General features: G+C 43.2%; 19 protein-coding genes and 2 pseudogenes. 9 read left to right on the plus strand and 12 right to left on the minus strand.

What is annotated here, in order from left to right:
- Positions 1-136: 136 nt before the first annotated feature.
- On the plus strand, positions 137-1279 hold the full coding sequence (locus EAE92_RS18415) for a GmrSD restriction endonuclease domain-containing protein (RefSeq protein ID WP_214069134.1): 1143 nt from the start codon (positions 137-139) through the stop codon (positions 1277-1279).
- A 29-nt stretch (positions 1280-1308) separates the two neighbouring features.
- Entirely contained in the window at positions 1309-2196 is an 888-nt protein-coding gene (locus EAE92_RS18420) for a protein kinase domain-containing protein (RefSeq protein ID WP_214069135.1), read from the plus strand.
- A 30-nt stretch (positions 2197-2226) separates the two neighbouring features.
- Here EAE92_RS18420 and EAE92_RS18425 read toward each other — a convergent pair whose 3' ends face one another.
- The 4 genes and pseudogenes from EAE92_RS18425 to EAE92_RS25270 all read right to left on the minus strand — a co-directional run bounded on the left by EAE92_RS18425 (position 2227) and on the right by EAE92_RS25270 (position 8137).
- The gene (locus EAE92_RS18425; RefSeq protein WP_214069136.1) at positions 2227-3066 is read right to left on the minus strand and encodes a phosphoadenosine phosphosulfate reductase domain-containing protein; all 840 of its coding nucleotides are present in this window, start codon (positions 3064-3066) and stop codon (positions 2227-2229) included.
- Complete coding sequence (locus tag EAE92_RS18430) at positions 3059-6391, minus strand: ATP-binding protein (protein ID WP_214069137.1); 3333 nt, start codon at positions 6389-6391, stop codon at positions 3059-3061. Before EAE92_RS18430 ends, EAE92_RS18425 begins: the two co-directional genes overlap by 8 nt.
- Positions 6384-7274, minus strand: a complete 891-nt coding sequence (locus EAE92_RS18435; protein ID WP_214069138.1) for a DUF4007 family protein — start codon at positions 7272-7274, stop codon at positions 6384-6386. Before EAE92_RS18435 ends, EAE92_RS18430 begins: the two co-directional genes overlap by 8 nt.
- A 263-nt stretch (positions 7275-7537) precedes the next feature.
- Positions 7538-8137: pseudogene (locus EAE92_RS25270) on the minus strand (inovirus Gp2 family protein).
- Positions 8138-8508: 371 nt separating this feature from the next.
- On the opposite strand from EAE92_RS25270, the pseudogene EAE92_RS18445 reads away from it, so the two are divergent.
- Both EAE92_RS18445 and EAE92_RS18450 read left to right on the plus strand, forming a co-directional pair.
- Positions 8509-9588 (plus strand): annotated as a pseudogene (locus tag EAE92_RS18445) (IS1182 family transposase); the annotation flags it as partial.
- Positions 9589-9606: 18 nt separating this feature from the next.
- Positions 9607-9858: a hypothetical protein gene (locus EAE92_RS18450; protein ID WP_214069170.1), complete on the plus strand. Its 252-nt coding sequence runs from the start codon at positions 9607-9609 to the stop codon at positions 9856-9858.
- Positions 9859-9937: 79 nt separating this feature from the next.
- Here the strand turns inward: EAE92_RS18450 and fecE are convergent, their stop codons facing one another.
- The 7 genes from fecE to fecI all read right to left on the minus strand — a co-directional run bounded on the left by fecE (position 9938) and on the right by fecI (position 17562).
- A complete protein-coding gene (fecE, locus tag EAE92_RS18455; protein WP_214069139.1) occupies positions 9938-10705 on the minus strand; it encodes a Fe(3+) dicitrate ABC transporter ATP-binding protein FecE in 768 nt (255 codons plus the stop codon).
- Positions 10706-11662, minus strand: coding sequence for a Fe(3+) dicitrate ABC transporter permease subunit FecD (fecD, locus tag EAE92_RS18460; protein WP_214069140.1), 957 nt, complete (start codon positions 11660-11662; stop codon positions 10706-10708).
- A complete protein-coding gene (gene fecC, locus EAE92_RS18465) occupies positions 11659-12657 on the minus strand; it encodes an iron-dicitrate ABC transporter permease FecC (RefSeq protein WP_214069141.1) in 999 nt (332 codons plus the stop codon). Before fecC ends, fecD begins: the two co-directional genes overlap by 4 nt.
- On the minus strand, positions 12654-13562 hold the full coding sequence (locus tag EAE92_RS18470; protein ID WP_214069142.1) for a Fe(3+) dicitrate ABC transporter substrate-binding protein FecB: 909 nt from the start codon (positions 13560-13562) through the stop codon (positions 12654-12656). Before EAE92_RS18470 ends, fecC begins: the two co-directional genes overlap by 4 nt.
- Before the next feature lie 59 nt (positions 13563-13621).
- A complete protein-coding gene (gene fecA / locus EAE92_RS18475; RefSeq protein WP_214069143.1) occupies positions 13622-15982 on the minus strand; it encodes a TonB-dependent Fe(3+) dicitrate receptor FecA in 2361 nt (786 codons plus the stop codon).
- Positions 15983-16067: 85 nt separating this feature from the next.
- Entirely contained in the window at positions 16068-17033 is a 966-nt protein-coding gene (gene fecR, locus EAE92_RS18480) for a ferric citrate uptake sigma factor regulator FecR (protein ID WP_214069144.1), read from the minus strand.
- A 1-nt stretch (position 17034) separates the two neighbouring features.
- Entirely contained in the window at positions 17035-17562 is a 528-nt protein-coding gene (fecI, locus tag EAE92_RS18485) for a ferric citrate uptake sigma factor FecI (protein WP_214069145.1), read from the minus strand.
- A 162-nt stretch (positions 17563-17724) separates the two neighbouring features.
- Between fecI and EAE92_RS18490 the strand changes: the two genes are divergently transcribed.
- The 3 genes from EAE92_RS18490 to EAE92_RS18500 all read left to right on the plus strand — a co-directional run bounded on the left by EAE92_RS18490 (position 17725) and on the right by EAE92_RS18500 (position 21565).
- Positions 17725-17997 (plus strand): hypothetical protein, encoded by a 273-nt coding sequence (locus tag EAE92_RS18490; RefSeq protein WP_110091871.1) that lies wholly within the window; start codon positions 17725-17727, stop codon positions 17995-17997.
- Positions 17998-19742: 1745 nt separating this feature from the next.
- Positions 19743-20219, plus strand: coding sequence for a very short patch repair endonuclease (locus EAE92_RS18495; RefSeq protein WP_214069146.1), 477 nt, complete (start codon positions 19743-19745; stop codon positions 20217-20219).
- A 245-nt stretch (positions 20220-20464) separates the two neighbouring features.
- Positions 20465-21565, plus strand: a complete 1101-nt coding sequence (locus EAE92_RS18500) for a DNA cytosine methyltransferase (protein WP_046396326.1) — start codon at positions 20465-20467, stop codon at positions 21563-21565.
- A 61-nt stretch (positions 21566-21626) separates the two neighbouring features.
- Here the strand turns inward: EAE92_RS18500 and EAE92_RS18505 are convergent, their stop codons facing one another.
- Positions 21627-22634: a restriction endonuclease gene (locus EAE92_RS18505; protein ID WP_214069147.1), complete on the minus strand. Its 1008-nt coding sequence runs from the start codon at positions 22632-22634 to the stop codon at positions 21627-21629.
- Between the two features lie 795 nt (positions 22635-23429).
- Between EAE92_RS18505 and EAE92_RS18510 the strand changes: the two genes are divergently transcribed.
- Together EAE92_RS18510 and EAE92_RS18515 are read left to right on the plus strand one after the other, a co-directional pair.
- Complete coding sequence (locus EAE92_RS18510; protein ID WP_214069148.1) at positions 23430-24182, plus strand: sulfite exporter TauE/SafE family protein; 753 nt, start codon at positions 23430-23432, stop codon at positions 24180-24182.
- 108 nt (positions 24183-24290) lie between these two features.
- Positions 24291-25478: an MFS transporter gene (locus tag EAE92_RS18515; protein WP_214069149.1), complete on the plus strand. Its 1188-nt coding sequence runs from the start codon at positions 24291-24293 to the stop codon at positions 25476-25478.
- The last annotated feature ends 193 nt before the right edge of the window (positions 25479-25671 follow it).

The raw sequence follows: 25671 nt of genomic DNA on the forward strand, positions 1-25671 counted from the left end.
TGAAATAAACTCATGAATAGAAATGCCTTTTTGGAATTGAATCTGATTTTTAGCCATTTTCATTTACCTCCACACAGACTTATTTTAAGTATACGCCTATGGGAGCTGAATTTAAGTGATAATCAGGAAGATTTTTGTGTCATCATATATCCAAAATGGAAAAACTGTCAGAGCGGTTATTGACGGGCAACAGCGTATTACTGCCATACTTGGTTTTTTGAATAATGAGTTTTCTTTGGATGAACCATATTCGGGAGAATATAATGGTTTATACTTTCAGCAATTACCAGGGAATGTCCAAGATAACGTTATTCTTGCCTACGATATTGACTTTAATGAGGCAAAAGGGTTATCCGACGCGGATTTAAGAGAGGTATATTCTCGGGTTAATAAATATTTGGTTGCATTGAATAAGCAAGAACTTCGAAAAGCAGACTATCCTGGTGACTTTTTGAGTGTTTGCGAAGCTATGGCGAATCATGATTTCTTCGATGAAGCAGGTGTGTTCACTGCAGCGGCAAGGCGTCGTTCTCTTGATGTTGAGTTTACTTCTGAATTGGTTGGTGCATTGGTCATTGGTGTTTCTGAACGTAAAGATGCAATAGACAGTTGTTATCAAAAGTATAGTGTATGGGATCATCAAGAAAGAAATGCTATAAAAAATGAATTTGAAGGTATTCTTAGTGATATATCTAAAATATTTCCTACAGATATTTTACCTATTCGTAAAACTCGCTGGAAGCAGAAGGCAGATTTTTATTCATTATTTATGGCCGTCTCACAATTGAGCAAGGAAGGGTTTTCATTACCAGATAATACAGACTCCTTACGTAGTGATTTAGAATTGATCGGCTCCTTAATTGCACCAACTTCTAATGTCGATATTTTAAGTAAGTATGCAGTATATTGTGTTTCTCAAGCTAACTCTGCGGCTAGTCGCAGGTGGAGAACGAAATTTCTGAAAGGTATTCTTCGAGGAACTTATGCTCGTAATATAGATGATATTGAGCAGCGGGAAGTGATTTTTAAACTGGCTGTTGATATAAGATGGGCTAGTGGAGAGTGTTTTCCATTAAATACGGAAACATGTAGAGTTTGTGGGCACAGTGAATCAGGAGTAATTGTAGCTGAGGCTGCTATAGTTTGGCCTATAAAATCTGAAGTTTTTCAGCTAACTAACCTTGAGTGGATCCATCGTCAATGTGTTGACAACGCTGGTGATATCATTGCCATCTTACCTGAAGAATTTGGCTATTTCGACGATATGGATGAGGAGTAATCGGTGTTTTACCGATTAAAGTGGTAATCATGACTAGTGAAAATGTACACCTGATACGCCAACGGACCTGTTACTCTATACCTGGAACAGTCAAGGCAACTAATGATCGCGAATATGATGTTGGTGAACTTATAAATTCAGGTGGAAATGCAGTTGTTCATGAATGTATTGATCGATTAAGTGGCGATAAGTATGCAATTAAATTCCAGGTTGAGTTAAGAGGTAATCGGCCGTTGAGATTCTCGCAAGAAATACAACTCCTTCAATCCTTTGATGACCCACATATTATTGGATATGTGGATCATGGTGAGGTGAAAGGGTATGAACTGCAGAGATCACATAATCGTATACCATCATCAAAAAAACAAATTCAAATAAATATACCTTTCGTAATTCTACAATTAGCAGTAAGCAGTTTATCTGAGTTTATTAAAGAACGACCAAGATTATCTTCTGCCGAGTATTTAGGTCAATTTATTGGCTTGACTAAAGCATTGGTAAAAATAAACGAAAAAGCTTTACATAGGGATATTAAACCTGAAAATATCTTGATTATGGGGAATACATGGGTAATTAGTGATTTTGGTTTGTGTGATGTTCTAGATGTTGAGGCAGATCTTTCTGGTGAAGGAGAGAGGATAGGACCAATTTTTTGGATGTCTCCAGAAGCATTGAATAAGCAATTAGGTTGTGACGACAAGATATGTCAAGCTTCTGATATATATCAGTTGGCAAGTGTCCTTTGGTATTCAGCATGTGGCCGACACCCTTCAGGAGTTGTTGAACGTGCAGATTGGGTTGGCCCCGAAGAAATATTTCCAATCCTTTTTCAGGCATTGGCACATAACCGTCATCGTCGTTATCAGACTAGTTCCGAATTTTGTGAAGCCCTTCTTTCGGCAATAGGAGTATCCTAGCGGTCCTGGATACTCCTTAGGGAATATTAGTTATTTATGGCAGATTGCACATGAGCCTCCTCCTTCATCCTCGCCATAGAGATCATCTATGTCGATAAGCGACTCACCTGGGCGTAAAGGATTGATTGGTTTTCTGGCCTTTTCTCGTTCTTTACGCTTTTCGAAATCAGAGATGATTTGGGCGATCCTTTCTGGATTTTCAAGAGCATCTAATGGTTCACCCTTTGTCCAAGTGAATGGTGAGCCATGTTCGATAGCATTTTTTTCGTAGCGCTTAGCTTCCTCAAATGCTTCTGGATGCCGTTCTCTTAATCTCACCCATTCAATTTTTTGCTGAAAAAAGCAAAATGTGCAGCCACTACGTGAACGCCAATCGTAATATCTAGGTAGACCAACTCCTGATGAATCAAGAATATCTATAACACCTTTACGGTCAATGCCCGAATTTCTGAATGGTAAGCTAATGGTTAAGTTGGCGTTTTTTGAGCTATAGCCTTCGCGATATTCTTCATCTGCTCTTATTGCTACGTAACTAGTGACTTTATCACCAGCTGCGAGCATTGGGCGGACCCATTGTTCAAAGGGAGCCAGTTTTAATTGTCGTGTGCACCAGCGAGTTTGTGGTGAGGGTAGGTAATGATTATATTCGCGCAACCAGAAATCGAAGTCACGTCTAGGATTTAGTCGTGCAATTGGCTTGCCCAAAAATCCTTCTAACCGGCCAAGAAATTCGTAGACTTCAGGTAGTTCTTTGCCAGTATCAGTAAAAAAATAGTCAATATCCAGCTCAGGCCGAGTTTGGCGCATGAAAACAGCCAGTGCAGCACTGTCTTTACCACCGGAAATGCCAAGAACGTGCTTTTCAGTCATTCAGAACCTCTTCGCCATGTTGAGCGAGTTGAATACAGGCTTTACCTAATGCAGCCATTATTATTTCCGAACTCAACCCTTTTGCAGACAATGTATTAATCAGTTCATCGGTTAGGTTATCGATTTGTTGATTATATTGTTCTGGCACACTAAATTCGTGTGTAAATGTATGCATTTCAGCACCAGCACCAATAACCACTGCAAATGCTTCGCTTGTTGGTTTCCGTCCTTGTATCGCCACTAGTGCTTCAGACTGACGAAAGCGCAATGCAAAATGAGCTATTTCCATGAGCGCAGAGTCAATATCCCGATCATTCCAGTCTCTTGGTGGCTTGTTCGCGGCAAGGCTGAGGATGCCTTCTATCGTAGTATTACTACCGTCATACGTGGTTAGGCGAGTAGAAAATGCGTCTTGCCGTAGTTCACCTGTAATACCAGACAGTGTTTCTGCGCGCCCTTGTAACACAGACAAATCATTTTTATCAGCATTTAGGGCCTTTAACATGCTTGATGCTATTTGATGTAACAATTTGTCGTAGGCATTCCAGATTTCTTCGATTGGTGTTTGTAAAGCATCAATATAATCTTGACCACTGTCCACATCCAAAGCTGCTGCTAAGTCGATAAACAAGACTTTGTGAGGATCGCTAGCTTTCAGTAAGGTATCCCGTACCTTTTTGGCCTCAGATGAAAGTCTTGCTGTTCTTTGCGTCCAACTTGGTAACCCTATGACCATAGCAACCAGGCTTCTAGCTGCTTCTAAAGGATCAGCTGAATCAGATGTTGCGCCAATGGAAGCAAGAATTCGGCCTATCCCTTCTAGGATCTTTTGTTTTTCATTATCTATAACAATCCAGCGCAAGGCGAATCGCCTCTCATCTTGCAAGTATTCATCAATATCTGCGTCAGTGATATTTGGAATAAATAGCCCGTCTTTGTAGACGGCAATATTTCCCTTATACGCCAGTAAGAAGGCCATGAATACTATCGGTATGACTCCTTTTTTTAGACCAAAAGGAGGTGTTGTCCAAAGCGTGTGTACTTCAGATGCTGATATTTTGATGTTTTTATTTTGGAGTAATTCATGCGTTTTCTCCCAAAGAGCAGAAAATGAAGCATTTATTCCACTCACAGGGGGGAGAAAATGATAGTGTCCAGCATTGTCTTTTCTATACAATCCGGTACTATATAAAATAGTTTCGTGAAGCCCTCGTGTTGCAGGATATCCCTCTATGCCAAGATGAGGTTTCCCCTCGTTTTCGAGCATTCGGTACAATAGTTCTCGTCTGGCTTTGACGCTATTACTAGACAGATTGTCTCGATTAACCAGTTCACTCCACAGCCGTGGGGCTTTGTAATAAACGTTATCGGCAAGAGAGGAGGCGATTGAAGATAGTGTCTCTTTTGGCTCTGACTCAATATTATCAGCATACCAATCTGCGGTTGCTAACGCTTCGGCTAATTGCTCCTCTAGTGTTGTTTGTGTTGCAATCGTTCTTGCATGAACTTCCCGTCGTGCGACAGTATCACCCTGTAGCTCGTGCCCACGTTTAGTCTGTACGATTTGGAGTGCCAAAAGTTCAGTGCCTAAGTCTACTATGCGCAAATAGTTATTCGGCACTCCGACAACGATCGGCCATGGTTTTGACCGGGCAGCATTAGCACATGAAAGCTTGGCTTTGTTTTCATTGATATTTTGCTCAGGAAGCGCAAGTAGGAATAATCCAAATTCACCATTACTTGGTTGAAAGCCCTCAGCAAATTTCTGCACATCGTCTAATCGACAAAGTGCAATATTCATCCAACGAAATGAACCTGTCTGGTGGTAGTGTCGTTTAGCTATAATTGGATAAAGATTAGCAAGTCTATTTAATAAATTGAAATCTACTCCTGACATAGCAGCACGAGCCTGCGACACAGCTTGGTCAATATTAAAATCACTTCCTTCAAAAACAGACCACGCACCAATATGCTTTTTAAATATAATCACGTGCCATTTGGACAGTTCTTCAAGCGCAGCCCTAACTTCTTCTTTGGTTATATTAAGAAACAACGACTCAAGAATAGTCGTTTCAGCAATTAACCCCGATCCATCTTTGAAAAGGTCTAGGATGGCAATGTTTTTAATTAAAGCGATGTGCAATGCGTTATCAGATTTTGCTTCTGCACGCTCCACTGCATCGACTGCTTGGGCCCAACGGTGACCATCGTTTGAGGCAAGGATTAGCTGTTCAAGGTTTGCCTGGAGATAGTCGAAGTAGTTTGACGGCAAATACCAAGTAGCTTCCTTCACAGCAGTTGTACCCAGGAAGGTCTGAAATCCATATGGTTCAGATGAGGAAAGGAAGCCAAATGTAGATCGCTCATTTTGCCCAAATTGACGTTTTGATATAGGGCCTAGTAGCGCAGCCATTACTGGGTGTAGTGGCCAGCAAAGGGCTAATGCATGTTCGTACTGATCGCCAACCATAGGGCGTCGCTCACGTATTGCATTAGCAACTATATGTGCCACACCTTTAGCATGATCAGGTCTAATATGAACTTGGAGAGCCTTACCTATAAGTTCAACAATCTCATCACTGCCAGCAACTAAGGGTATATCTGTATAGCGACCCTGAATTTTAGCCCACTCATCACGAGTCTCAAGTCCAAGGCGTGTAGCATATTGACCAAAAGATTGGTGAAGTATGCCAATAATAACGACCTTACCATTAGTGCGAGCGGCCGCTTCGGCTAACTCTTGGTAAAAGTAAATATCATCACCATTACCTAGAGCCGATGCTTCCAGAAATTTACCCAATTCGTCAAGAATGAGCAAAGTACCGTCTAAACTTTCTTGTTCTGCTGCAGAACAAATATATTTAATCAGTAGTGATGCAGACTTGCCATAATCTTTTTCCTGCCCACATACTTTATTCAAAGTATGCGAAATTTGTTGGATTACGCTACCTCGACGACCAACTACGGGTAAAACCAGCCAACCCTTTTTAACTTGGAATACTTTATCAAAGTCGCTGTGTGGAGATACGTTTAACATAGCCCGAGCTTTGCTACGTATAGCCTCGTTGGGTGATAATGCGCTTGCAAGGGCGATTGATAGAGATGATTTGCCACTTCCATACGGTCCAGTCCAAGTAAAAGCGCGTTGTTGGCTATTAAGCAACTGTTTTGACATGTTTTCGAGTACAGTTTTTGCCGTGCCATTACATATATACCCATCAAGCGCATCTTCGCGTCCAAGGTCGGTATCAATACGGATAGAACGTTGGTACTGCCTCGCTATACGAACCTGTTCTGACAGCAGGTTTCCATGATGTTCAGTCATAAGCCTTCCTGAGCATATTCAACATTACTTCTTCTGTTTCTGATATTTTTCGATGAACTTGACGTAAACCGGCGATATCGGTCCATGCGAAGGAACCTTCAGTTAATTCCTCCAACGTGAATAAACGTTCTGCTATGGAATCCTCATCAAGCTTAAAAACTCTCCCGGGTGAACCCTCACCATATGCAATAGATTCAAATGATAATGTGCTGAGATTTTTGGCTTTCTGTTCCCAATAATCGATCAAAGCGTATGTAAACACCCCATCTGATAGAGTGATCTTAGGGCCACGACGGAATGAAAAATGCCCCTTTTTCTCTTCTGTTACGAGGCCAAGCTCTCCGAGCATAGGTTCTGCGAAATCTTCTGGTGTACCACCACCTGATCGGGGAGCATAACTACGCAAACATGTCTCAATATCCCGTGAGAGAGTCATTGTCGATAACTTACGGCCCGGACTACATTGAGCTGCGTATTCAGTTAAAAGGTTCCGGAGGTCCTCATGTGTAAAAGAGGGGGATACAACATGGTTAAAAAACCAGTACCAAGTAGTAGAGCGATGCCCTCTTCCTGACAATTGCCAATGGCTTAACCAAGCTGTCGAAGAATGTTCAGAGTAAGGATCTAACCCTTTGTCATCAAATATTTTTTTTGCAAATTCGGTGAGTTTAAATTTGCCATCTTCTTCCCGCATTACTTCACAAGCAAGTGCCCAATGCTTGATTGATGCGACCATATTTTTGCCAACACCAAATTTGGCAATGGCCTCATCATCAGAGAAAATGGATTTATCGATAGACCCATCCGACTTTGCACAGCTGTAGGCTTTTTTTAGCCACATCTGTCTTAGTGGAAAGGTCTCGTGACCAGAAAAGTGAGCCATGGCTTATCCTAATGCAATAACAACCTAAATATAAGCAGATTGTACATGAACTGGAGAGTTTCTCCAGTAGTAGGTTAAATTGCTAATTGTGTATGATATTAACGATAATCACATCCTGTTTTTGATTATTTTTCAATTAATTTTCAATGTGTTAATGGTTTGTTTTTGTTGGCTTGTGCTTGTTGCCCAAGGTTGCATCATTATGCAGCTCTTGGGTATCGATACATCTGCATTCCAGAGAGGATGTGTTGTCTATACCTGCCCTATCCTTGACTACACCCGAAAGAACATTCTTCTCGACCGTAAGATTTACTATGTTCTTTAGCGAAGTAGCTCAGTCGGAAAGTGAGTTTATCTTAAGTTGTCCTGTAGCCTGCATCATTGGTGTCCAGGTAATAAAGCGGATTCTCAGGGAAGTGAATCAACGTTCGGTATTCAGGCTGATGACTCAGTTGTAAGGCACTCAGCCAGGCTTCCTGTATCAGAGAAGCCAACCCAGTTCCGTTTTCACGGTAACTACCCAGTCTATTGAAAGACGAGCAGCACAGTGTGGTAATGCGACTTCTGGTTTGTTTTACCCACTTCCCGCACCTAGGCGTAACGCAGGTGACTTGGATAGATTCGTTTACCTTGCTTCAGCTTACTTCTGTATCGTGCTTTAATCCTCGTATCAAGGGATTCGATGAATCGGGATATCAGGTTCTGCCGTAAATTGAATATATCGTCCGTAAGGCGCATGTCTACCCGTATAGCCATGGTTCGAGGATGCTTTGTTGTTGCATTATCAATTATGCGAAACATGCGTTGTAGATAAGTGGTGTTAAACGGTGCATGACGGTGATCGGGCAGATATTATTAAACATAAGACTTTCCTTGAAAGTTTGTTATGGGCATGGTAAAGCCCTACTCATAACGGCTGGTAAATGATTTAAGGGGATGATTGAGCGATTGCTGTGTCCGCATTAGAGCATTCAGACTATGGGGATACATGACTGTACATGTGACAGTCATGGTCAGATATTATCGTTAGATGGACATTTTTTATATATTGATTTGTTATGTAAAATTACCAATCCATCAGGTTACGTTTGACAATCCCTTTAGCTCTGTCGCGTGAATGGCGAAAGTTGGTCGATTTTTACTCCGAAATTATGTTTCCCCATATAATAGTTATCTGGTGTGCCAGGTATGTGTTGTTAAAGCGATTCACTTATCCCGGCTGTAGATCACCGTTCTGCTCCTCGGGCTGACCGAGAAGGTGCCTGATGCTTCACTCCTGAGTCAGAACCGCCGCCGTTTCAACCATACGGCGGTCTTCCAGTAGATTTTTGACCACATTGTCGAACAGGCAATGGCCAAAGGATTGGTAGGAGGTCGGGTACTCTATAACTGACAGCACCTACCTGAAAGCCAGTGTGAATCCACATAGATCAAAGAACGAACAACGTGCTGTGCCCCTTGGCACCTATTTTGGTGTATTGGATAAAGCCGTCAGTGAAGACCGGGCCGCGGCCGGGAAAAAAAACCTGAAGCCAGCCCTTAAGGAACGGCAGAGAAAGAAGAAGGTCAGTACCACCGATCCGGACAGTGGATTTATGCATCGGACCAACAAACCCAGAGGATTCTTTTATCTTGACTACCGTAGCGTGGATGGGAAAGTCGGCATCATTACTGATACCTACTCCCCCCGGCAATTTCCACGACAGCCAGCCCTTTATTGAGCGCCTGGCGCGTCAGCTCAAGTGATTATCTCTGAATCCCCTCGCGGTTGGGCTGGATGCGTGCTATTTTACGGCCCCGGTTTGTTGCTTAACGGAACAGTTAGGAGTCATGCCGATAATCGGTTATCGCCGCCTGAATAAGGGGCTGAACGTCTTCCAGAAGAGGCATTTTACTTATGACAAGCAGCAGGACTGCTATGTGTGTCCCCCAGGGCGAAAAATTGATTTATAAAACGATTCGCCGGGAGGGATACCGGCATTATCAGGCTGCGACGGATATCTGTCAGTATTACCCGAAATGCGCGTTCTGTACGCAGGCTGAAAGGGGGTAAAACGCTCACCCGTCATGCCTGGGAGGACAGTAAGGAGCAGGCAAGGGAAAACTGGCTAACGCCGTGGGGTAAAAAGACCTACAAGCGGCGAAAGGAGACGGTAGAACGCAGTTTTGCGGATGCGAAGCAACATCATGGGCACCGTTACGCCCGTTTCCGCGGGTTACAGAAAGTTCAGATACAATGCCTTCTGGCAGTAATATCCAAAATATCAATAAGATAGCGTTGCTAGTCGCCATGTTTTGTTACTTTTATTGCTGGATACAAGAGGCATATGGTATGGCAAGGGCAAAAATGGAGCATCGGTGGGCGATCACATGGGTCTGTGAGGAAAATGGTCACAACATTTTTCATCATGAAAAAACAAACCACGGTATTTTCAACGAGGTTTGTCAGCGGTCTGAGCCAGTCAGTTGCTTAACTGACTGGCATTACTCCCACAGGGGGATGAAAAAGCGGCAAAAATCATCGACATTACAGAAAATTTCAACTAATTTACCCATAGCCTGTTTCTCCCCGGAGCTGTTTTAGGCGTTCACTAAAACTTTGTTCCTGGAACAGGCTCCCCGTTAATTTCTTATCCAGAATTTGGGTTACATTAGATTCCTGCTTAACACACCACACACATTGGCTTACCTGAAACTGGCTCGGGGTGAATTTCCGCTTCAATGCTGAATACCCGCTGCAATAATTTCGGTGTCATAACCTCCTCGGGCGAGCCTTGGGCGACAATCTGCCCTTGCGAAAGCAGCACCAGGTGGTCACAGTACCGGCTAGCCTGATTGAGGTCATGAAGTACGGTCACGACCGTTTTTCCTTCGTTGTTCAGTTCACGCAGCAGCTTCATCAATTCCACCTGATGGTTGATATCTAGGTACGTCGTGGGTTCATCGAGCAGCAGCACCGGCGTATTTTGGGCCAGAACCATCGCCAGAAAAGCGCGTTGGCGTTGCCCGCCAGAAAGGTCGGTAACGCGTTTATCGGCAAGATGGCTAATCTGCGTTTTTTCCATTGCTTGTTGTACAAGATGACGATCATGAGATGTTAAACGCCCCCAGAACGTAAGCCAGGGGCTGCGTCCGTATGCAACCAATTCATGGACGGCGATCCCCTCTGGTGTGAGAGGGTGTTGCGGCAAGAGCGCCAGATGTCTGGCGAGCTTGCGTGAGGAAAAGTGCGCTAAAGGTTGACTATCTATTGTTATCTTTCCAGATAATGGCGTTAATAGCCGCGAAAAGCATTTCAGTAATGTCGATTTCCCACAGCCGTTGGGGCCGAGCAGCGCCGTAATTTTCCCTGTCGGGAGGGTGAGCGACAGGTCATTCAGAATGCGTTTCTCCCCGTAGCCCGCAGATAACTTTTCCGTAGCCAGTTGCATTTAACGTGTCCTCACTAAAAGCCAGAAGAAATAAGGAGCGCCAATGATGGCGGTCAGCACGCCAGCAGGCAGTTCCATTGGCGGGGCTATGCTCCTTGCCAGCAAATCGGCTAGCAGCAGAACTTGTGCGCCCATAAGCATGGATGCGGGTATAAGCCAGCGATGCCGTCCTCCCACAAGTCTGCGAACGAGATGGGGCACCACGAGGCTGATAAAGCCAATCGGCCCGCAAACGGCGACACTTGTTGCGGCAAGCGCTACTGCCAGCATTAATCCCCAGGATTGTACCTGTAGGAGCGAAACGCCCAGTGTGCTGGCGCTGTCATCACCGAGCGCCAGCAAATCTAAATCGCGACAAAAGCGTAGGCTGAGCGGTATCAATATCATCAATACTGGCAGGGCTGTAGCCACAAACTGCCAGTCGCGTCCCCATAGACTGCCGGTCAGCCATAGAAGCGCGTTATTGATATCTTGTGGGCGTGAGAGCATTAGGTAATCGGTGATGCTTGTCCAGGTAGCTGAAAGTGCCACGCCAACCAGTGCAAGGCGCAGCGGCGAAGAGGGGCCGGCAATTGCCCGCAGCAGGATTAGCGCGGCCATTCCACCACCAAAAGCAAGGAGAGGAAGCCACTGTACCGGCAGAGAAGGGAAGAGGATCAGTGTGCTTATCGACGCCAGGCTTGCTGCATGATTTACCCCCAGTACATCGGGGGAGGCCAGTGGATTACGGACAATACCCTGAACCAAGACGCCGGAAAGCGCCAGTGCTGCGCCTACAGCGATGGCGAGTAAAATACGTGGTAGGCGGTACTGTGTTAGCACAAAGTGGTGTTTGTCACTGGGTTGCCAGCCGTTTATTAACGCTTCCCAGGGAAGTGGTTGTGCGCCCATGCGTAGCGCTAGCACCAGCGTAACTGCCAGCAATATTACTAACAGCGAGATAACCTGACGATTCATGTTCGCCTCCTTGCCAGCCAGACAAAGCAGGGTGCGCCAATCAGAGCCAGTACCGCTCCTGCCGGGAGTTCTCCTGGCCAGGCCAGCGCACGGGCCAGTAAATCCGCAAGTAGCATAAACACCGCTCCCAGCAACATGCACATTGGCAGTGTGCGGCGCAGATCATAGCCGACCCAGAAACGCGCCAGATGGGGCATGAGCAGGCCAATAAACACGATCGGCCCCGCCACACTGACGCAAGCCCCCACCAGAGTCAGTACCGCCAAACTGACGAAGATACGCAGGCGAGTTAGATTCACGCCAAGAGTATGGGCACTAACATCGCCAGCGTTGAGCAGATTAAGCGATTTCGCCAACAATAGAACTACAGGTACAGTGACCGCCACGAAAGGGAATAGTTGCCAGAATTCAGGCCAGCGGACATGGGAGACTCCCCCCGCCAGCCAGTAAAAAATGCCGTAAGCATGATCTTCGGCAAGCAGTAGCGTAATACGTGTTAGTGCCATACATAAGGCCGATAAGGCAATGCCCGCCAGAATTAGCTGGTTGCGATCGTATTTTTGCTGCCAGCTACCACTTGCGGCCATCACCATCATCCAGCTAATTCCTCCGCCGCAAGCCGCCACCAAGGAAATGGAATATCCGGCCAGCGGCGCTGGGCTGAAAGCGCTGACTAGCGCCATTGCCAGCGCTGCGCCACTGTTAATGCCCAATAAGGAGGGCGAGGCCAGAGGATTATGAGTGAGCGTCTGGAGTAGCGCGCCGGACAATGCCAGAGCTGCGCCGAGCAGAATAGCAACCAGACTGCGTGGTAGCCGCAGATTAATAACCAGTGCTTCAGGCAGTGTCGGTGTATGACCTGGCATCAGTGCCTTGAGCGCACTGATGGCGGGAATGGGAATAGCGGAATAGCAAAACAGACTTAGCCAGAACGCACTAAACAGTGCAACCAGCGGCAATCCCCAAAGCCAGACCGGATGATGGCGGCGTCTCATGGTGTTTCATTAACTGACTGATGATGGAAGATTTTTACCGCATCACTGCCAATACGTTCAGCGGCAAATATCCCGCGCATACGAGCCCAGGTGTTGCTGTCTACCGCCGCTATCTGATGCTTGTGCTGTGCTGTCATCATCTGCCACAGCGAATCTTGCTGCCAGCGCTTGACGATGCTCTCTTGGCGATAGTGGGCCACGATAAGCCAGTCAGGATTGAGCGCCAATAATTGTTCAAGGCTGAGAGAAGTCATTGCTGCATGGTTAATTGGCGTGGGAACCTTTAGCCCTAATGCCGTTAAGACGCTGCCGGTATAGGTATCGCTAGAGTGCAAGTTAAATTGCTGTTCGCGCGAGGTGCCAAAAATCACACTGACGCCTTGTGGCAACTGGCTGGCATAGCCTTTCATGCGTTCACGGTGCTCTGCCAGCCGTTTCTGCATCTCACTCTCTTTCCCCATCACTTTGCCGATGATCGCGGCAGATTGCAGGTTTTCTTCATAGGTTTCGTTGCGGGATTTGAGTAACAGGACGGGAGCGATACCCTTTAGCGCCCGATAAATCCCCGCGTGGCGTTGGCTATCTGCAATGATGAGATCCGGCTTCAGCGCACTGATGGCTTCAAGGCTTGGCTGAGCGCGAGTGCCCGTTGATTGCCAGGGCTTAATACGCTGGCGAACATCCGAGAGGATACGCTGCGGATCGTTATCATCGGCAATACCCACCGGGCTGATATTGATGGCGGCCAACGCGTCAGCAAACGACAATTCCAGCACGACTACGCGCTGAGGAACAGTATCGAGGGTAAAACTGCCCTGTTCATCCTGTACCGTGATCGCAATGGCATGGGGCAGGCTGGTGAAGAAGAGCAAAACGATAAACATAACGTGAATCGGTGCAAGCATGATTTAGCTCCAGAAATAGCAAAGCCGGGCAATAGCCCGGCGAACGGATTAATGTAACGTTAGAATTTTACAGAACCCTGCATATAGAACGTACGTGGCTGCCCGGCGTAGATGCCTTTGTTATTGTCATCATAGGAACGGGTGTAATACTCGTGGTCAAAGATGTTTTTCACCCCAAAGGCCAGACTCAGATTAGCCATTTGTGGACCGAAGTCATACGCCACGCGGGTATCCCACAACATAAAGCCCGGAATGCGACCAGTGCTGCCATTCGCGCTTTCCTGCACGGTATTAGCGTTATCAGCAAACTGACTGGATTGGGATGTGCTGTTGAGGTTGAAAGTCCAGTTGCCCGGTTTGTAATCTATGCCAAATGCGCCTTTATGTTTCGGTGAGAATGGCACTTGATTCCCGTAGGTGTTGCCTTCTTCACGAATTTCTGCGTTCACATACGTGTAGCTGGCGTAAACCGAAACGTTATTCAGTTTAGGCGTAAGTTCGGAAAGATCATAACGTGCCTGAGTTTCCAGCCCTGTGTGTCGGGTTTTTCCACGTGCCGTAACGGTATCGTTAGTCTGGTTGGAGTCGTACTGATTGTTGAAGTTAATCAGGAACAGCCCCATTTCCGCTGCTAATGCGCCGTCATCGTAGCGAGTTCCAACTTCCCAAGTTCGCGCCTTTTCCGGTTCTACATTGCCGCTTTTCACCGCCTTGCCAATTTGGCTGTACTGTACGGTGCCGAATGAACCTTCCGTATTGGCGTAAAGATTCCAGCTATCAGTAATATGATAAAGAACATTGAGTGCGGGCAATGGCGCATCGTAACTTACTTCTTGGCGGCTGCCTTTCACATTGTTGTTTTGGAAGGACTTGATATGTTCGAATCGTATCCCCGGCGTGATGGTCCAGTTGCCGATATCAATGCGGTCGTCAATATACCAAGCGTGTGCTTGGGTGCCGGAGCGGGTATTACGGTCATAAGGGCTAGATGTGCTAGGTAGTTCGCCGCTGCGGGTGGCGGTGTAGTAACGCATTTCGTGACTGGATTCATTCACATAACGGTAGCCAATCCCTACTTCGTGGGCCGAAGGACCTAAATTGAAGAGCTGGCTATAGCGAGGTTCGATGCTGCGCACCCAGTATTCTCGCGGGGAAAGGGTAATGCGCTTGCCCTGTTCAAGATAACCGCTGCGCAAGGTATGGGTATATAAGCCTTGAATATTGAATTTGTGCTGCTGGTCGGGTTGATACTGATAGCTGAGACTTGCGAGCTGACGGCGACCCCAGAAGCGGTCATATGGGCGAGTGGATTGCCAACGATTGGCATCGTAATCGGCGCGTGAAAGGCCGCCGGGCATATCCGCGCTGCCATCGTAATATTGCAATAGGCTGTTGAAGGTGTGCACTTCATTGGGTGCATAGCGGCTTTTGAGCATCATATCGTCAATGTGCGTGGCGCTGTGTTCGCGCCAGTCGCTGCCGCGTGTGCCGGAGTAGAGAAGCGCTGTGCCGAAACCGTTATCTGTCGTACCGCCAATCATCAGATTATGGGTTTCTTTGGGATTATTTTGTGAGGATGTGGGGCTAAGCTGGCCTTCTACGCTTGCGTCAATACCAAAATCCTGCGGGATAGCGCGGGTCACGAAATTCACTACGCCACCGACGCTTTGCGGCCCGTAACGCACGGCACCGCCGCCGCGTACCACATCTATTGCATCCATGTTGCCGAGAGATACGGGCGCTAACGATAGTTGTGGCTGGCCGTAAGGCGCGAAGGGTACCGGAACGCCATCCATCAGAACCGTAGAACGGCTGGCGAGACGTGGGTTCAGGCCACGAATGCCAAAGTTCATCGCCAGATCGTGACTACCGGTACCGTTGTTTTCCGGTGCGTTGACGCCGGGAATGCGGTTCAACACTTCACGCATTGTGGTTGCGCCTGTTTTCGCAAAATCTTCCCGGCGGATGACATCACGCGCGCCTGCATGTTCAAACACGTCAGCTTCACGCGCACTACCTAGCCAGTCGCCTACCACGGTCAGCACGTCTTTCTGCGCAGCAGGGGCGGGTTCGAGTGTGAACGTGTTATTGCCCAATGTTTTTACCTGCAAATCAGTGCCGGCCAGCAAGGTGTTCAACCCATCGGTGATGGAGTAATTGCCGTGTAGACCACTACTCTGTTTGCCGTGGGTTAAGCTGGCATCGACTGAAAGGGTAATACCGGCGTGGGAGGAGTACTGATTAAGAACTTTATCCAGTTCGCCTGCATTAATGTCATAGTGTACGCTAGCTGGCTCTACCGCAGCATACGTTATCCCTGAGGTTAGGCAAGCCGCCGGTAACAGGCTCAAACGAATCGCCATTACCAGCGGTGTTGCTTTGTGAAGCGCGCGCAGTGGCTGTGCACGTAAAGGCATCATAACGTCTCCATAATCATTTTGTTGCTGTATTCATTTATGAAGTCGAACGAGGAAACAAAAAGGGACAATTGAAAATGATTATTTTTTACGTTAACGATTTTTCTACAGGCAGAACATTTACCCAGTACCTCGTAATATATTGAATTTTAACGGGAAGTGTTTTCCCAATGACGGATAATATCGTATCGGTATTTTTTATCGGGAAAGTGCCGCTTAACCGTAGCGAGGCGACGGCCGGGTCGCAGCGTAATATACCGCTTCGATAACGGGCGAGGGTTGCTATCACTTCACTCAGTGGCTTATCGCTGAAGCTTAGTATACCCTGCGTCCATGCGTTGTCTTCGTCGGTTGCTGCGGTCAGTTCACCAAAATCGGTGGCGCTGAATTTTAGGCTTTCACCCTGACGCACAATACATTTGCGGTCAGTGCCAGTTAGTATCACCTCTACAGCATGTTGCTGCACGCTAAGTAGTGTGGTGCTGGCTTCCTGACGAACCGTAAACTTGGTGCCTAGCGCGGTCAGTTGTGCATGGCGGGTTTGTACATGCAACAGTTTTGCCTCGGTATCATGCCCGGTAGTGATAGCAATTTCGCCATACCGGAGATGTACCACACGTTGTTGAGGGGTAAAATGGACATCTACGGCACTGTCGGTATTGAGTGTAAGCAGCGTACCATCGCTCAGTCGATGATGCTGGACATCCCCTTTAGCAGTATGGTAATCAGCCCGCAGACCTTCTCCCACTTCTGAACACCACAGTTGCCAGCCACCGCCAGCCCCCAGTAGCAACAGTATGCTTTTCATCATCCTGCGTCGCGACAGCTGAGTTTCTTGAAGTGCATGGCTTGCTACATTACCTGGCACTACAAGCATCTGGTTACGCAGATTTTCCACTTGCTGCCATGCCCACTGATGATCTTGATGCTGTTCGTACCAGCGTTGCCATTTTTCAGTTTGCAGCGGACTTACCTGATCGCTACTTAGTATCGCATACCAGTGCGATGCTGCTTTTAATGCCTGGCGGCGAGAATGGGTCAACATGGTATTCATATCAGAGTCCATGCTCCAGGCGAAACAGCAGGCAGTGCTCAGTGGCTTTAGCCATATATTTTTTCACGGAACTGACGGACACATTGAGGCGTGAAGCAATGTCGCTGTAGGTCAGATTTTCAAGCTGAGACAATAAAAACGCTTGGCGTGTTTTGTTGCTCAGACCATCGATCATCTGGTCGATTTGCTGGAGTGTCTCAAGTTGACACTGACGGATTTCTGGCGAAGGCATAAGCGCTTCGGGCCGTTGTGCCAGCAGTTCCAGATAGGCTTTTTCCAGCGCGTTGCGGCGAAACAGATCGATCATTACCCTTTTTGCGATCGTGCAGAGGAAAGATTTTTGGTCGCGAATGGTTTGTAGCGAGTCGCCGGCCATCACACGCAGGAAGGTATCCTGTGCTACGTCGTCGGCGTCAAAGGACGATTGCAGTTTGCGCGTGAGCCAGTTTTTCAGCCAGCCATGATGCGCGCCATAAAGCGATTCAAGGGTTAGCTCAGCGTTAGCGGAAACAACAATGTGGTCAGACATAACCTATAGCATCAAAAATCAATAATCACGGCATCATCTTAATGTGAGAATAGTTATCATTACAATCATTACTAAGGTTTTTTATTTCATGTTGACGTGACTTAAGTCAGCATAGTCTGGAGACCTATCTCTGTTTCGTTAAGATGTTGGAGAAAGCGGTTAATGAAGATTGAGCTACGGTTGGAAAAAACTGAAGCCTGTCATAAAAGAGCGGTAGAGAAAGTCGATATGGCCGACCAGAAAGTGGATTTATACACCGAGCCAATTAACCTAAAGAGCGCTTTTTACTTACTCCATAGATCCCGATTTGCTCAGGTTAGACTAAGTGGTTTATCGTTTTTCGTGCTATCTGAAAGCAAAGGGTTACAGAAACTTTCACTCATTCGAGTAAAAGTAAATATGCCTTATCCTGAACGTGATAAAACAGGTATTTAAGAAAAGCCGTTTTTGTCTATCAGTGTGGTTTTAGAATCTGGGAAAAGAGGCAAGTGCACTATGAGTAAATAGGTAAAAACCTAAATCATTAAAGGTAAAAAGAAGTGATTAAGGATTTTTAAAAGTGGGTAAAAAATCTGATGTTATGTTGACATTAAAAGAGGAAACATCGGAGAAAACAGGTTTTAAATTGATTAACCAAAGTGTAAAATAACAGTGTTAACCCAATAATACGATGTTATATCAAAACATTTAACGGGATTAACGGGATTAACGGGATTAACGGGATTAACGGGATTAACGGGATTAACGGGATTAACGGGATTAACGGGATTAAAATTTATTAAAGAAATGGGCGTTGATTTTAATACCATTAATATACCTTTTACCCTTTCTGGTTTTAAGCCGCGTTAGGGGATGAAAAAAAACTATTATATTTGCATAAACTATCTAATGAAAACCATTTGTTAAATGAATTTTTATTTAAAAATATGAAAAACCTCGGAATGGGAATTGTTTTACAGATTTATTATCTTTATTAACGTGGTTTACTATCTCTTTTTACCTGCGTATTCTTTTTTTTTGTGTGTGATTATACGCTTATTTTTAACAATGATTAATCAGCTAAGAGTAAAAAAACAGGTGCTCCATTAATGCGAGGTTTTTAAAAGGTGAAGGGTGACTAAAAACGGCCTATTTACTACCATGTTTAATGTATTTATCAGCAATGGTGTTATTCGATTTTTTTATATTTAACTATAACCAGCAATGGCTATTTAAAAATGTAAATGCAGGGGTGGTGTTTTTTATGTAATTGATTTAAATAAATTAGCTTTTAATGAGAATAGTTAATTGAATCTAAATTTATTAACAGATAATTGAAAATAAACCAGCGCGTAAAATAATATTATTGAAACAGAAGGATATGAAAGTATTTTACTGCCGTTATTTTATGAAAAAAACCGTAAAAAATAATGAAATAAAAAAGGATAAAATGGTTGATTTGGTAGGATTTAATCTCTTAAAGATAGGTTTTTATCCGAAAAAAATAAGGGTAGTGACCTATAAAAACTGATTAAAGTTCCTGATAAGATAGTGTCAGTAAATATAAAAAGTAGGCGTCAAAAGTAATAAAAAACTGTTAAATCTTTATGCTGATTAAATAACTTTCTAAAATAGTGCTACACCTTACACACGTTACGTGACATATAACTCTATATATAACAATTGGTTGAATAAAACCACGTATAGCGTAATTATGAAACCTTATTTAAAATCAGTGGTTGAAAAAATGAATTTTAACAATAGCTTAAAACCTACCCATCATAAAGCTGCCAATGAAAACTGAGAAATAAAAATGGGTTTAATTAATGCTTATATTTCCAGGAAAAAAGATAAATAAGAATATGAATCTGCTAATTCGATAATCTATTTTTCAAAATGAGTCGCTTTAATAGTGTTTTTAATCGGAGAATAAACCCTGTCATAAACCAGTTAAATAATTGATGATAAAAAATCGGCATAACAAAATCCCCAGATAAATGATTTAACCGAATACAAATTGGGTTACTTGCAGCGTTATTATATTGCATTTGTTGTACAATTCTGTGATGCCTTAAATACGTCAGTTTAAATTACAGTCTCAAAAAAGAGGTCGGATATTTTTAGATAGTATAGAGGGGAGGTAAATTTAGTTTGTGAAATATGCTATAATTCTATTTGTTTTTGTTAAAGAGGAAAATGGAATGAAAGCGATATCAAAAATTAAACGCTCGCATATCATGAGGTCTATACACTCAAAAAACACAAAGCCGGAAATCATTGTCGGAAAAATCCTGAATAATCTTGAGATTAATCACATATCTCAATGTGAAAAAATATATGGTAAACCAGATTTTGTATGTGTCGAGCATAAAGCCGCCATACTTGTTAATGGCTGTTTTTGGCACAGTCATTCGTGCCACATGTTTAGGCCGCCAAAATCTACAAGTGAATATTGGACCAAAAAGCTCAAAAATAATATAGAAAGAGATATGCGTGTTATATCTAATTTGAGCAATCTTGGTTATAGGGTTCTGGTTGTATGGGAGTGTGCATTGTTAGGGAAGAAAAAACTGGATAGCATTATTTTGCAGGATTGTATTGAAGAGTGGATTTTTACAGGTATTAGAAATTGCGAGATAGACTATCAAGGGATTAAACTTATGCAGTCGTTGTGCTAGTAAGCTTAAACAGTGAAGATCGAGAAATCATCCCTCTCTCCTTTCTTTGACTCATTAAGCTCTCACTCCATCCTTCATTATGGCGTTTTTTATACGGTTTTGCGCACATTTAAAAAATAAAAAATCAATAAAAACAACATGATAAAAATAAATAAATTATTTGCAACTTATGTTGTGCACACATCAGGTTTTGTTTATCATGTATAAAAGATCAGGTTAAGGCCGATGAGAACGAGAGTGAAGAAATGACAACAAGCATTACATCAGAAATTAAAAGCGAGAAAATCCATTTACGGATTACTCCATCTCAAAAGGAAATATGGAAAGCTTTAGCTGAGGCGCAAGGTGTAAGTTTAGCGGCATGGATTGAAAATAAAATATCGATGGCATTAGCATCGAATAGTGATATCTTTCAAAAAGAAAAATATAAATTGGTTTCGCTTTTTGCTGGTTGTGGCGGAATGGATTTAGGCTTCTGTGGCGGTTTTTCTGTCTTGAATAAAGAATATAAAAAAACAAAATTTGAAATTATTTGGGCTAATGAATTCAACCCCAATGCAGTAAAAACATATAAGAAAAACTTTTCTCATGATATCGTTGAAGGCGACATATGGGAACTTATCGATTCAACCCCTACAGAATGTGATGTACTGATAGGAGGCTTTCCCTGCCAAGATATATCTATCAATGGTAAAAGAGCTGGCGTAGACGGAAAGCGCAGCGGTTTATATCTTGCTATGGTCGAAGCTGTTAAACGCTCACGACCAAAGATTTTTATTGCTGAAAATGTCAAAGGGCTACTCATGAAGTATAACGAAGAATCTTTAGCCCGTGTTATAAAGGATTTCAGTGAATTGGGTTATAATGTTAGTTATAAGCTATATAATTCAGCCAATTTTGGTGTACCCCAAACGAGAGAGCGAGTTTTTATTGTTGGAACATTACATGGAAATCCTTTATTCAAAGAACCTGTTGATATTCTCCATAAAAACGAATGGTTGACTTGTTATGATGCGATTCATGATTTAGAAACCGTTGATGAAGATCGCAATCTTAATCATATTTGGAGTAAGGCTAAAAAAAGCCCAGACCAAGGAAGTAGACGTTTAAAGAAAGATAAGCCGTCTCAGACTATAAGAGCGGAATGTCATGGTAATATTCAGTTCCATTATAAATTAGATCGTCGTATTTCGATGCGAGAGGCTGCGCGTTTCCAGTCATTTCCTGATAATTTTGTTTTCGAATCGAACTTGAGGGAAACCGAAAGACAGGTTGGAAACGCTGTTCCACCGGTTTTAGCTTGGCATTTAGCGCAAGCCGTTGAAGAATATCTCGATAAATTATAAGCAATATATTTAGAATACCATGACTGTTATTTGTTATCAGTCATGGTATTGTTGCAAAGACTTAATATTTAGCGGTTATAAATAGAGTTTCTGATGGTTTCCATCCTACAGCATAGGTATCTGCCAGTTTTAACCAGTACTTAATTCTTTCTTCTTTGGGAAGAACTACTCCCCAATACTCTTCAAATAAGGCATCTTCTAATTCATAAAACGCTCGAAGCATTTCGATCTCTATATCTTTTAATGCCCTTTCTATATAATTGCCACCTCTTTCTGGCGACGATCTCATTGCGACACTTCCAGCAGAAAATAAATCTCTAGCTTGATTACATAATATGCCATAATATGTTAGAAGGAACATTGTCACATCATCGTATTTTCCTGATACTCGGCTAGATTTAACAATCTGTGGACAAAGTACTGCTGATTCTGCTCGATACTTTCGCTTCTCCGGCTGAGAAAGTTTTGTATATAGCCTTACTTCCAATGGTAGAGTTCTTTCATCAGGTTGATCATCAATCCACCAAAGCCTTTCACCGGGCTTTAACCTATTTTTTGCATACTTTCTAATGAAGGGCATTTTTTCTTCCGGACTTAAAATCCTGAAGTCGTTATAGCTTATATTGAGCTTATCGAATAATGGTTCTTTGGCATTAATTTCCACTTCAAATCTTGGAACATGAGATGTTCTTACGTGCATGATACATTCTTCATAACGCCCCCATTTAGCTTCTGGTTCTCCGCCAATTTTTCCAAAAAGTAGATATACATAATCTACTCCTTGCTTGCGACTCCCTTCGAAAATGCTATTTGCTATTGATCTCCATGTATTATTATCTGAATATTTTACTTCTACACCAAAGTTTCCAATAATTATGTCTGGAAACTCTTGTGCAGGCGGATTCATATCTACAGATAACCTCATGTCCGTTAATATCTCTCTTAAAACCTCTCTGACTCTTTGCTCGAATTTTTTTGAGTTATGATGCTCGTTTGATGATCTCAAGTCTTGAGTGAGTTTTTCTGTTGTCTTAGTTAATAAGGTCTCAAAAATTTGGCGCTCTATCATTTTTTATCTAACATCTTTTCTATCCATATATGCCATTAGATTACAACGACATGTATCGTGGTCACAAGTTATAATAAAATTATTAAAAATCAATTAAATAGAGCAAGATGCCAAAGAAAAGACTCGGCATTAAGATATTTAAAACAATGATAGCTGGCAGAGTCCCCTTAACATACCGACAATTGTGTGATGTACCTACAAAACTTCGTAGCTCATGAGTTTTACTGCCTATGTTTCTAGTTGTTTCGTATAGAAAACATCTGATAAAATAGTAGCCGATTTATAATTAGCACTGTATTTTTCAGTAAATTAAACCATTCCTCTTTTATGCTTTTAATACGTTAAAATAATTTCATATTGTTGTTTTTAAAAACTATTTTCTCGCTCGATTAACGCTTAAATACCTGTTAAACCGTTATAATCTTGGCTGGTTAATTCGTTAGGTTTTTATAATCGTTGTATGAATGATATTAATGATAATATTAATCCAATCCAACGAAATACCATTATTTTTAAGATCGCCTTCTAGTTTGTTGGTGATATCTTTTATCTTGCCAATACCTTTATATTTTTCCAATATACGTAAGTGATTTATTGCTAGTAAATATTTTTAATTGACTATAATTTAAATATGTTATTTTTCCACCAGGACCATACTATCGGCATGTGTGCGTAAGTACATCTTTAACTGGTGCATCCCATTTTTTGCAGATTGGCCTGACAAATGACAGGAAAAACTATTAGTATTGGGAAAATGATCACTTTAGTTTGAAAACCGTTTTCAGGGAAATAGAAATGTTACATCTACTGGCATGGTCTGATCTGCTTATTTGCATTTTTGTCGTTTTCTTTGCTTATCTGGTTTTTGGTATGGCTGGGTTTGGTTCTGCGCTTATTGCTAGCCCAATTCTGGCATTTTATATTCCTGTAGCGAAAATTGTTCCTATGCTTGCGTTAGTGGATTTGACTGCCGCAGTGATTAATATTACCAGAGAGGGTAAAAAATCAGAGTTTAGTGAGATCAAATTAATCATTCCATTAATGGTTGTCGGTAGCTTGATTGGCGCTGTTATCTTATTGATGGCCCGGCCTAATGTTTTAGTTCTGGTGTTAGGGTTATTTGTTGTTTTCTATTCAATTTATTCGCTATTTTTCAGTAAAACCTACCGTCAATTCCCCGCTAAAGCCGCTATTCCATTTGGGCTGAGTGGCGGTATTTTCAGTGCTCTATTTGGTAGTGGGGGTTTTCTTTATGCAATTTATCTAACGGGGCGGATATCAGATAAGGAGGTTTTCAGGATCACTCAGACAACTTTAATTGGTTTCAGTACCCTGACGAGAGTGATTATTTTTGTTGTCATGGGTATCTATCTGGACACCTCATTTTTGTTATTGATACTGGTATTTATTCCAGCCATGTTGTTGGGAATCTATTTTGGCCGCCAGGTGACATTGAAAATCTCCAGAGAAACATTCTTGAAGTTTATCAATATTATTGTGCTGGCTTCGGGGTTAATGCTGATATATCGTTATATATTTACTATTTGAAATAGTAACCAATCAGAATTAATATATTCAATATAATATTATTAATTTGTTGTTTTCAGTTCATTTCATATTTATTCTTTCTATTTTTGCTGGATAGGCATAAATAAAATGAACAGTCGTGATTATAGAAATAATAATTTTTTTGCCATTTTTACTATTACCACGAGTGTCGCTGTTATTGGCATTGTCATTGGTTTGACGATCCCAATGATAGCGTTACGCTTGAATAGCCAAGGTATTGATGAGTTGTACATTGGTTTAATTTCCGCGGCTCCGGCGTTGGGGGTTCTTTTGAGTGCTCCGGTAGTCCAGAAAATTGTAGCTCTGGTAGGTAAGAAACACGCCATGATGATTGCAACAGGGGTTTCTGCTGGCAGTTTGCTCCCGCTTTTGGGTTCGTTGCCGATGGAGTTGCTTTTTCCTCTGCGGCTAATGACTGGCGCTGCTAACGGGTTAATGATCTGTCTAGGTGAAACCTGGATTAATGAACTCTCTGAAGAGAATAAACGAGGCAGGGTATTGGCTGTTTATACGACGGTTTTTACTATCAGTCAGTTGCTTGGCCCTTCTATCATTGCTTTTTATGGTATTGAAGATAAAGCGCCGATATTGATTTGTACTCTGATCCATATCATCTCCCTAGTACTTTTTGTCATGGTAGATCAGAAGAAAGGCGATAAATTGCCGCAACACAGTAAGCAATCCAATTTCTCTATTGTTCAATTTGTGAAGGTTGCACCGGCGATCTGTGGTGGTGTGCTGTTTTTCTCTTTTTTCGACGGGACCATTCTTTCTATGTTACCCATATACGGAATGAGTTGTGGGTATGTCGAAGCCGTAGCTGCACTAATGATAAGTGTTGTTCTTGCTGGCGATGCATTGATGCAGCTCCCGTTTGGTTGGCTGGCGGATCATATGAATCGTATGCGTTTGTACCAAATTTGTGGTGTAGCAACGCTCGGAGCAAGTACGTTACTGCCATTTGCTATGGCGCATCACTATCTTGTCTGGCCTCTGTTGATTGCTTTAGGGGCAACTGCGGGGGCTATCTACACCATTGCATTGGTCCAAATTGGTCAGTATTTTTCAGGAAATGATCTGATAGTGGCTAATGCCGCGGCGGCTATGTTGTGGGGGATTGGCAGTTTGTTTGGGCCGCTGCTTGCCGGTATAGCGAGTTCAGTGACGCCATCAGGTTTGCCTGTTCTACTTGTCATCATTGCAGCACTGTTTCTGATTTCAACAATGGATCGGTTTAATCCACAGTGTGAGAAAAGTGAAGTGTTCAGTCGATAGTTGTACAGGTGTAAAAGCTGGCTGTGAATGACAGTCAGCACTGAGTAAATCTTATGTTTTTTCAAAGGGCTGGTGAGCTGAATCCTAAGGCTGAAACATTGTGATTAACTATCGTAAAAAGTTTAATTTCCAGAAGTCATTCTTTTAATGCTCGGTTAAATAATACGGTTAGCTATTGATTTCGACACTATGA

Source organism: Photorhabdus hainanensis (genome assembly GCF_018448965.1).
In the GTDB taxonomy this organism is placed as follows: domain Bacteria; phylum Pseudomonadota; class Gammaproteobacteria; order Enterobacterales; family Enterobacteriaceae; genus Photorhabdus; species Photorhabdus akhurstii.

Excerpts from the sequence above, each read along its gene's own strand:
- EAE92_RS18420 (WP_214069135.1), top strand. The coding sequence starts at position 1,309 with ATGACTAGTGAAAATGTACACCTGATACGCCAACGGACCTGTTACTCT.
- EAE92_RS18425 (WP_214069136.1), bottom strand. The coding sequence starts at position 3,066 with ATGACTGAAAAGCACGTTCTTGGCATTTCCGGTGGTAAAGACAGTGCT.
- EAE92_RS18430 (WP_214069137.1), bottom strand. The coding sequence starts at position 6,391 with ATGACTGAACATCATGGAAACCTGCTGTCAGAACAGGTTCGTATAGCG.
- EAE92_RS18435 (WP_214069138.1), bottom strand. The coding sequence starts at position 7,274 with ATGGCTCACTTTTCTGGTCACGAGACCTTTCCACTAAGACAGATGTGG.
- EAE92_RS18450 (WP_214069170.1), top strand. The coding sequence starts at position 9,607 with ATGGCAAGGGCAAAAATGGAGCATCGGTGGGCGATCACATGGGTCTGT.
- fecE (WP_214069139.1), bottom strand. The coding sequence starts at position 10,705 with ATGCAACTGGCTACGGAAAAGTTATCTGCGGGCTACGGGGAGAAACGC.
- fecD (WP_214069140.1), bottom strand. The coding sequence starts at position 11,662 with ATGAATCGTCAGGTTATCTCGCTGTTAGTAATATTGCTGGCAGTTACG.
- fecC (WP_214069141.1), bottom strand. The coding sequence starts at position 12,657 with ATGAGACGCCGCCATCATCCGGTCTGGCTTTGGGGATTGCCGCTGGTT.
- EAE92_RS18470 (WP_214069142.1), bottom strand. The coding sequence starts at position 13,562 with ATGCTTGCACCGATTCACGTTATGTTTATCGTTTTGCTCTTCTTCACC.
- fecA (WP_214069143.1), bottom strand. The coding sequence starts at position 15,982 with ATGATGCCTTTACGTGCACAGCCACTGCGCGCGCTTCACAAAGCAACA.
- fecR (WP_214069144.1), bottom strand. The coding sequence starts at position 17,033 with ATGAATACCATGTTGACCCATTCTCGCCGCCAGGCATTAAAAGCAGCA.
- fecI (WP_214069145.1), bottom strand. The coding sequence starts at position 17,562 with ATGTCTGACCACATTGTTGTTTCCGCTAACGCTGAGCTAACCCTTGAA.
- EAE92_RS18490 (WP_110091871.1), top strand. The coding sequence starts at position 17,725 with ATGAAGATTGAGCTACGGTTGGAAAAAACTGAAGCCTGTCATAAAAGA.
- EAE92_RS18495 (WP_214069146.1), top strand. The coding sequence starts at position 19,743 with ATGAAAGCGATATCAAAAATTAAACGCTCGCATATCATGAGGTCTATA.
- EAE92_RS18500 (WP_046396326.1), top strand. The coding sequence starts at position 20,465 with ATGACAACAAGCATTACATCAGAAATTAAAAGCGAGAAAATCCATTTA.
- EAE92_RS18505 (WP_214069147.1), bottom strand. The coding sequence starts at position 22,634 with ATGATAGAGCGCCAAATTTTTGAGACCTTATTAACTAAGACAACAGAA.
- EAE92_RS18510 (WP_214069148.1), top strand. The coding sequence starts at position 23,430 with ATGTTACATCTACTGGCATGGTCTGATCTGCTTATTTGCATTTTTGTC.
- EAE92_RS18515 (WP_214069149.1), top strand. The coding sequence starts at position 24,291 with ATGAACAGTCGTGATTATAGAAATAATAATTTTTTTGCCATTTTTACT.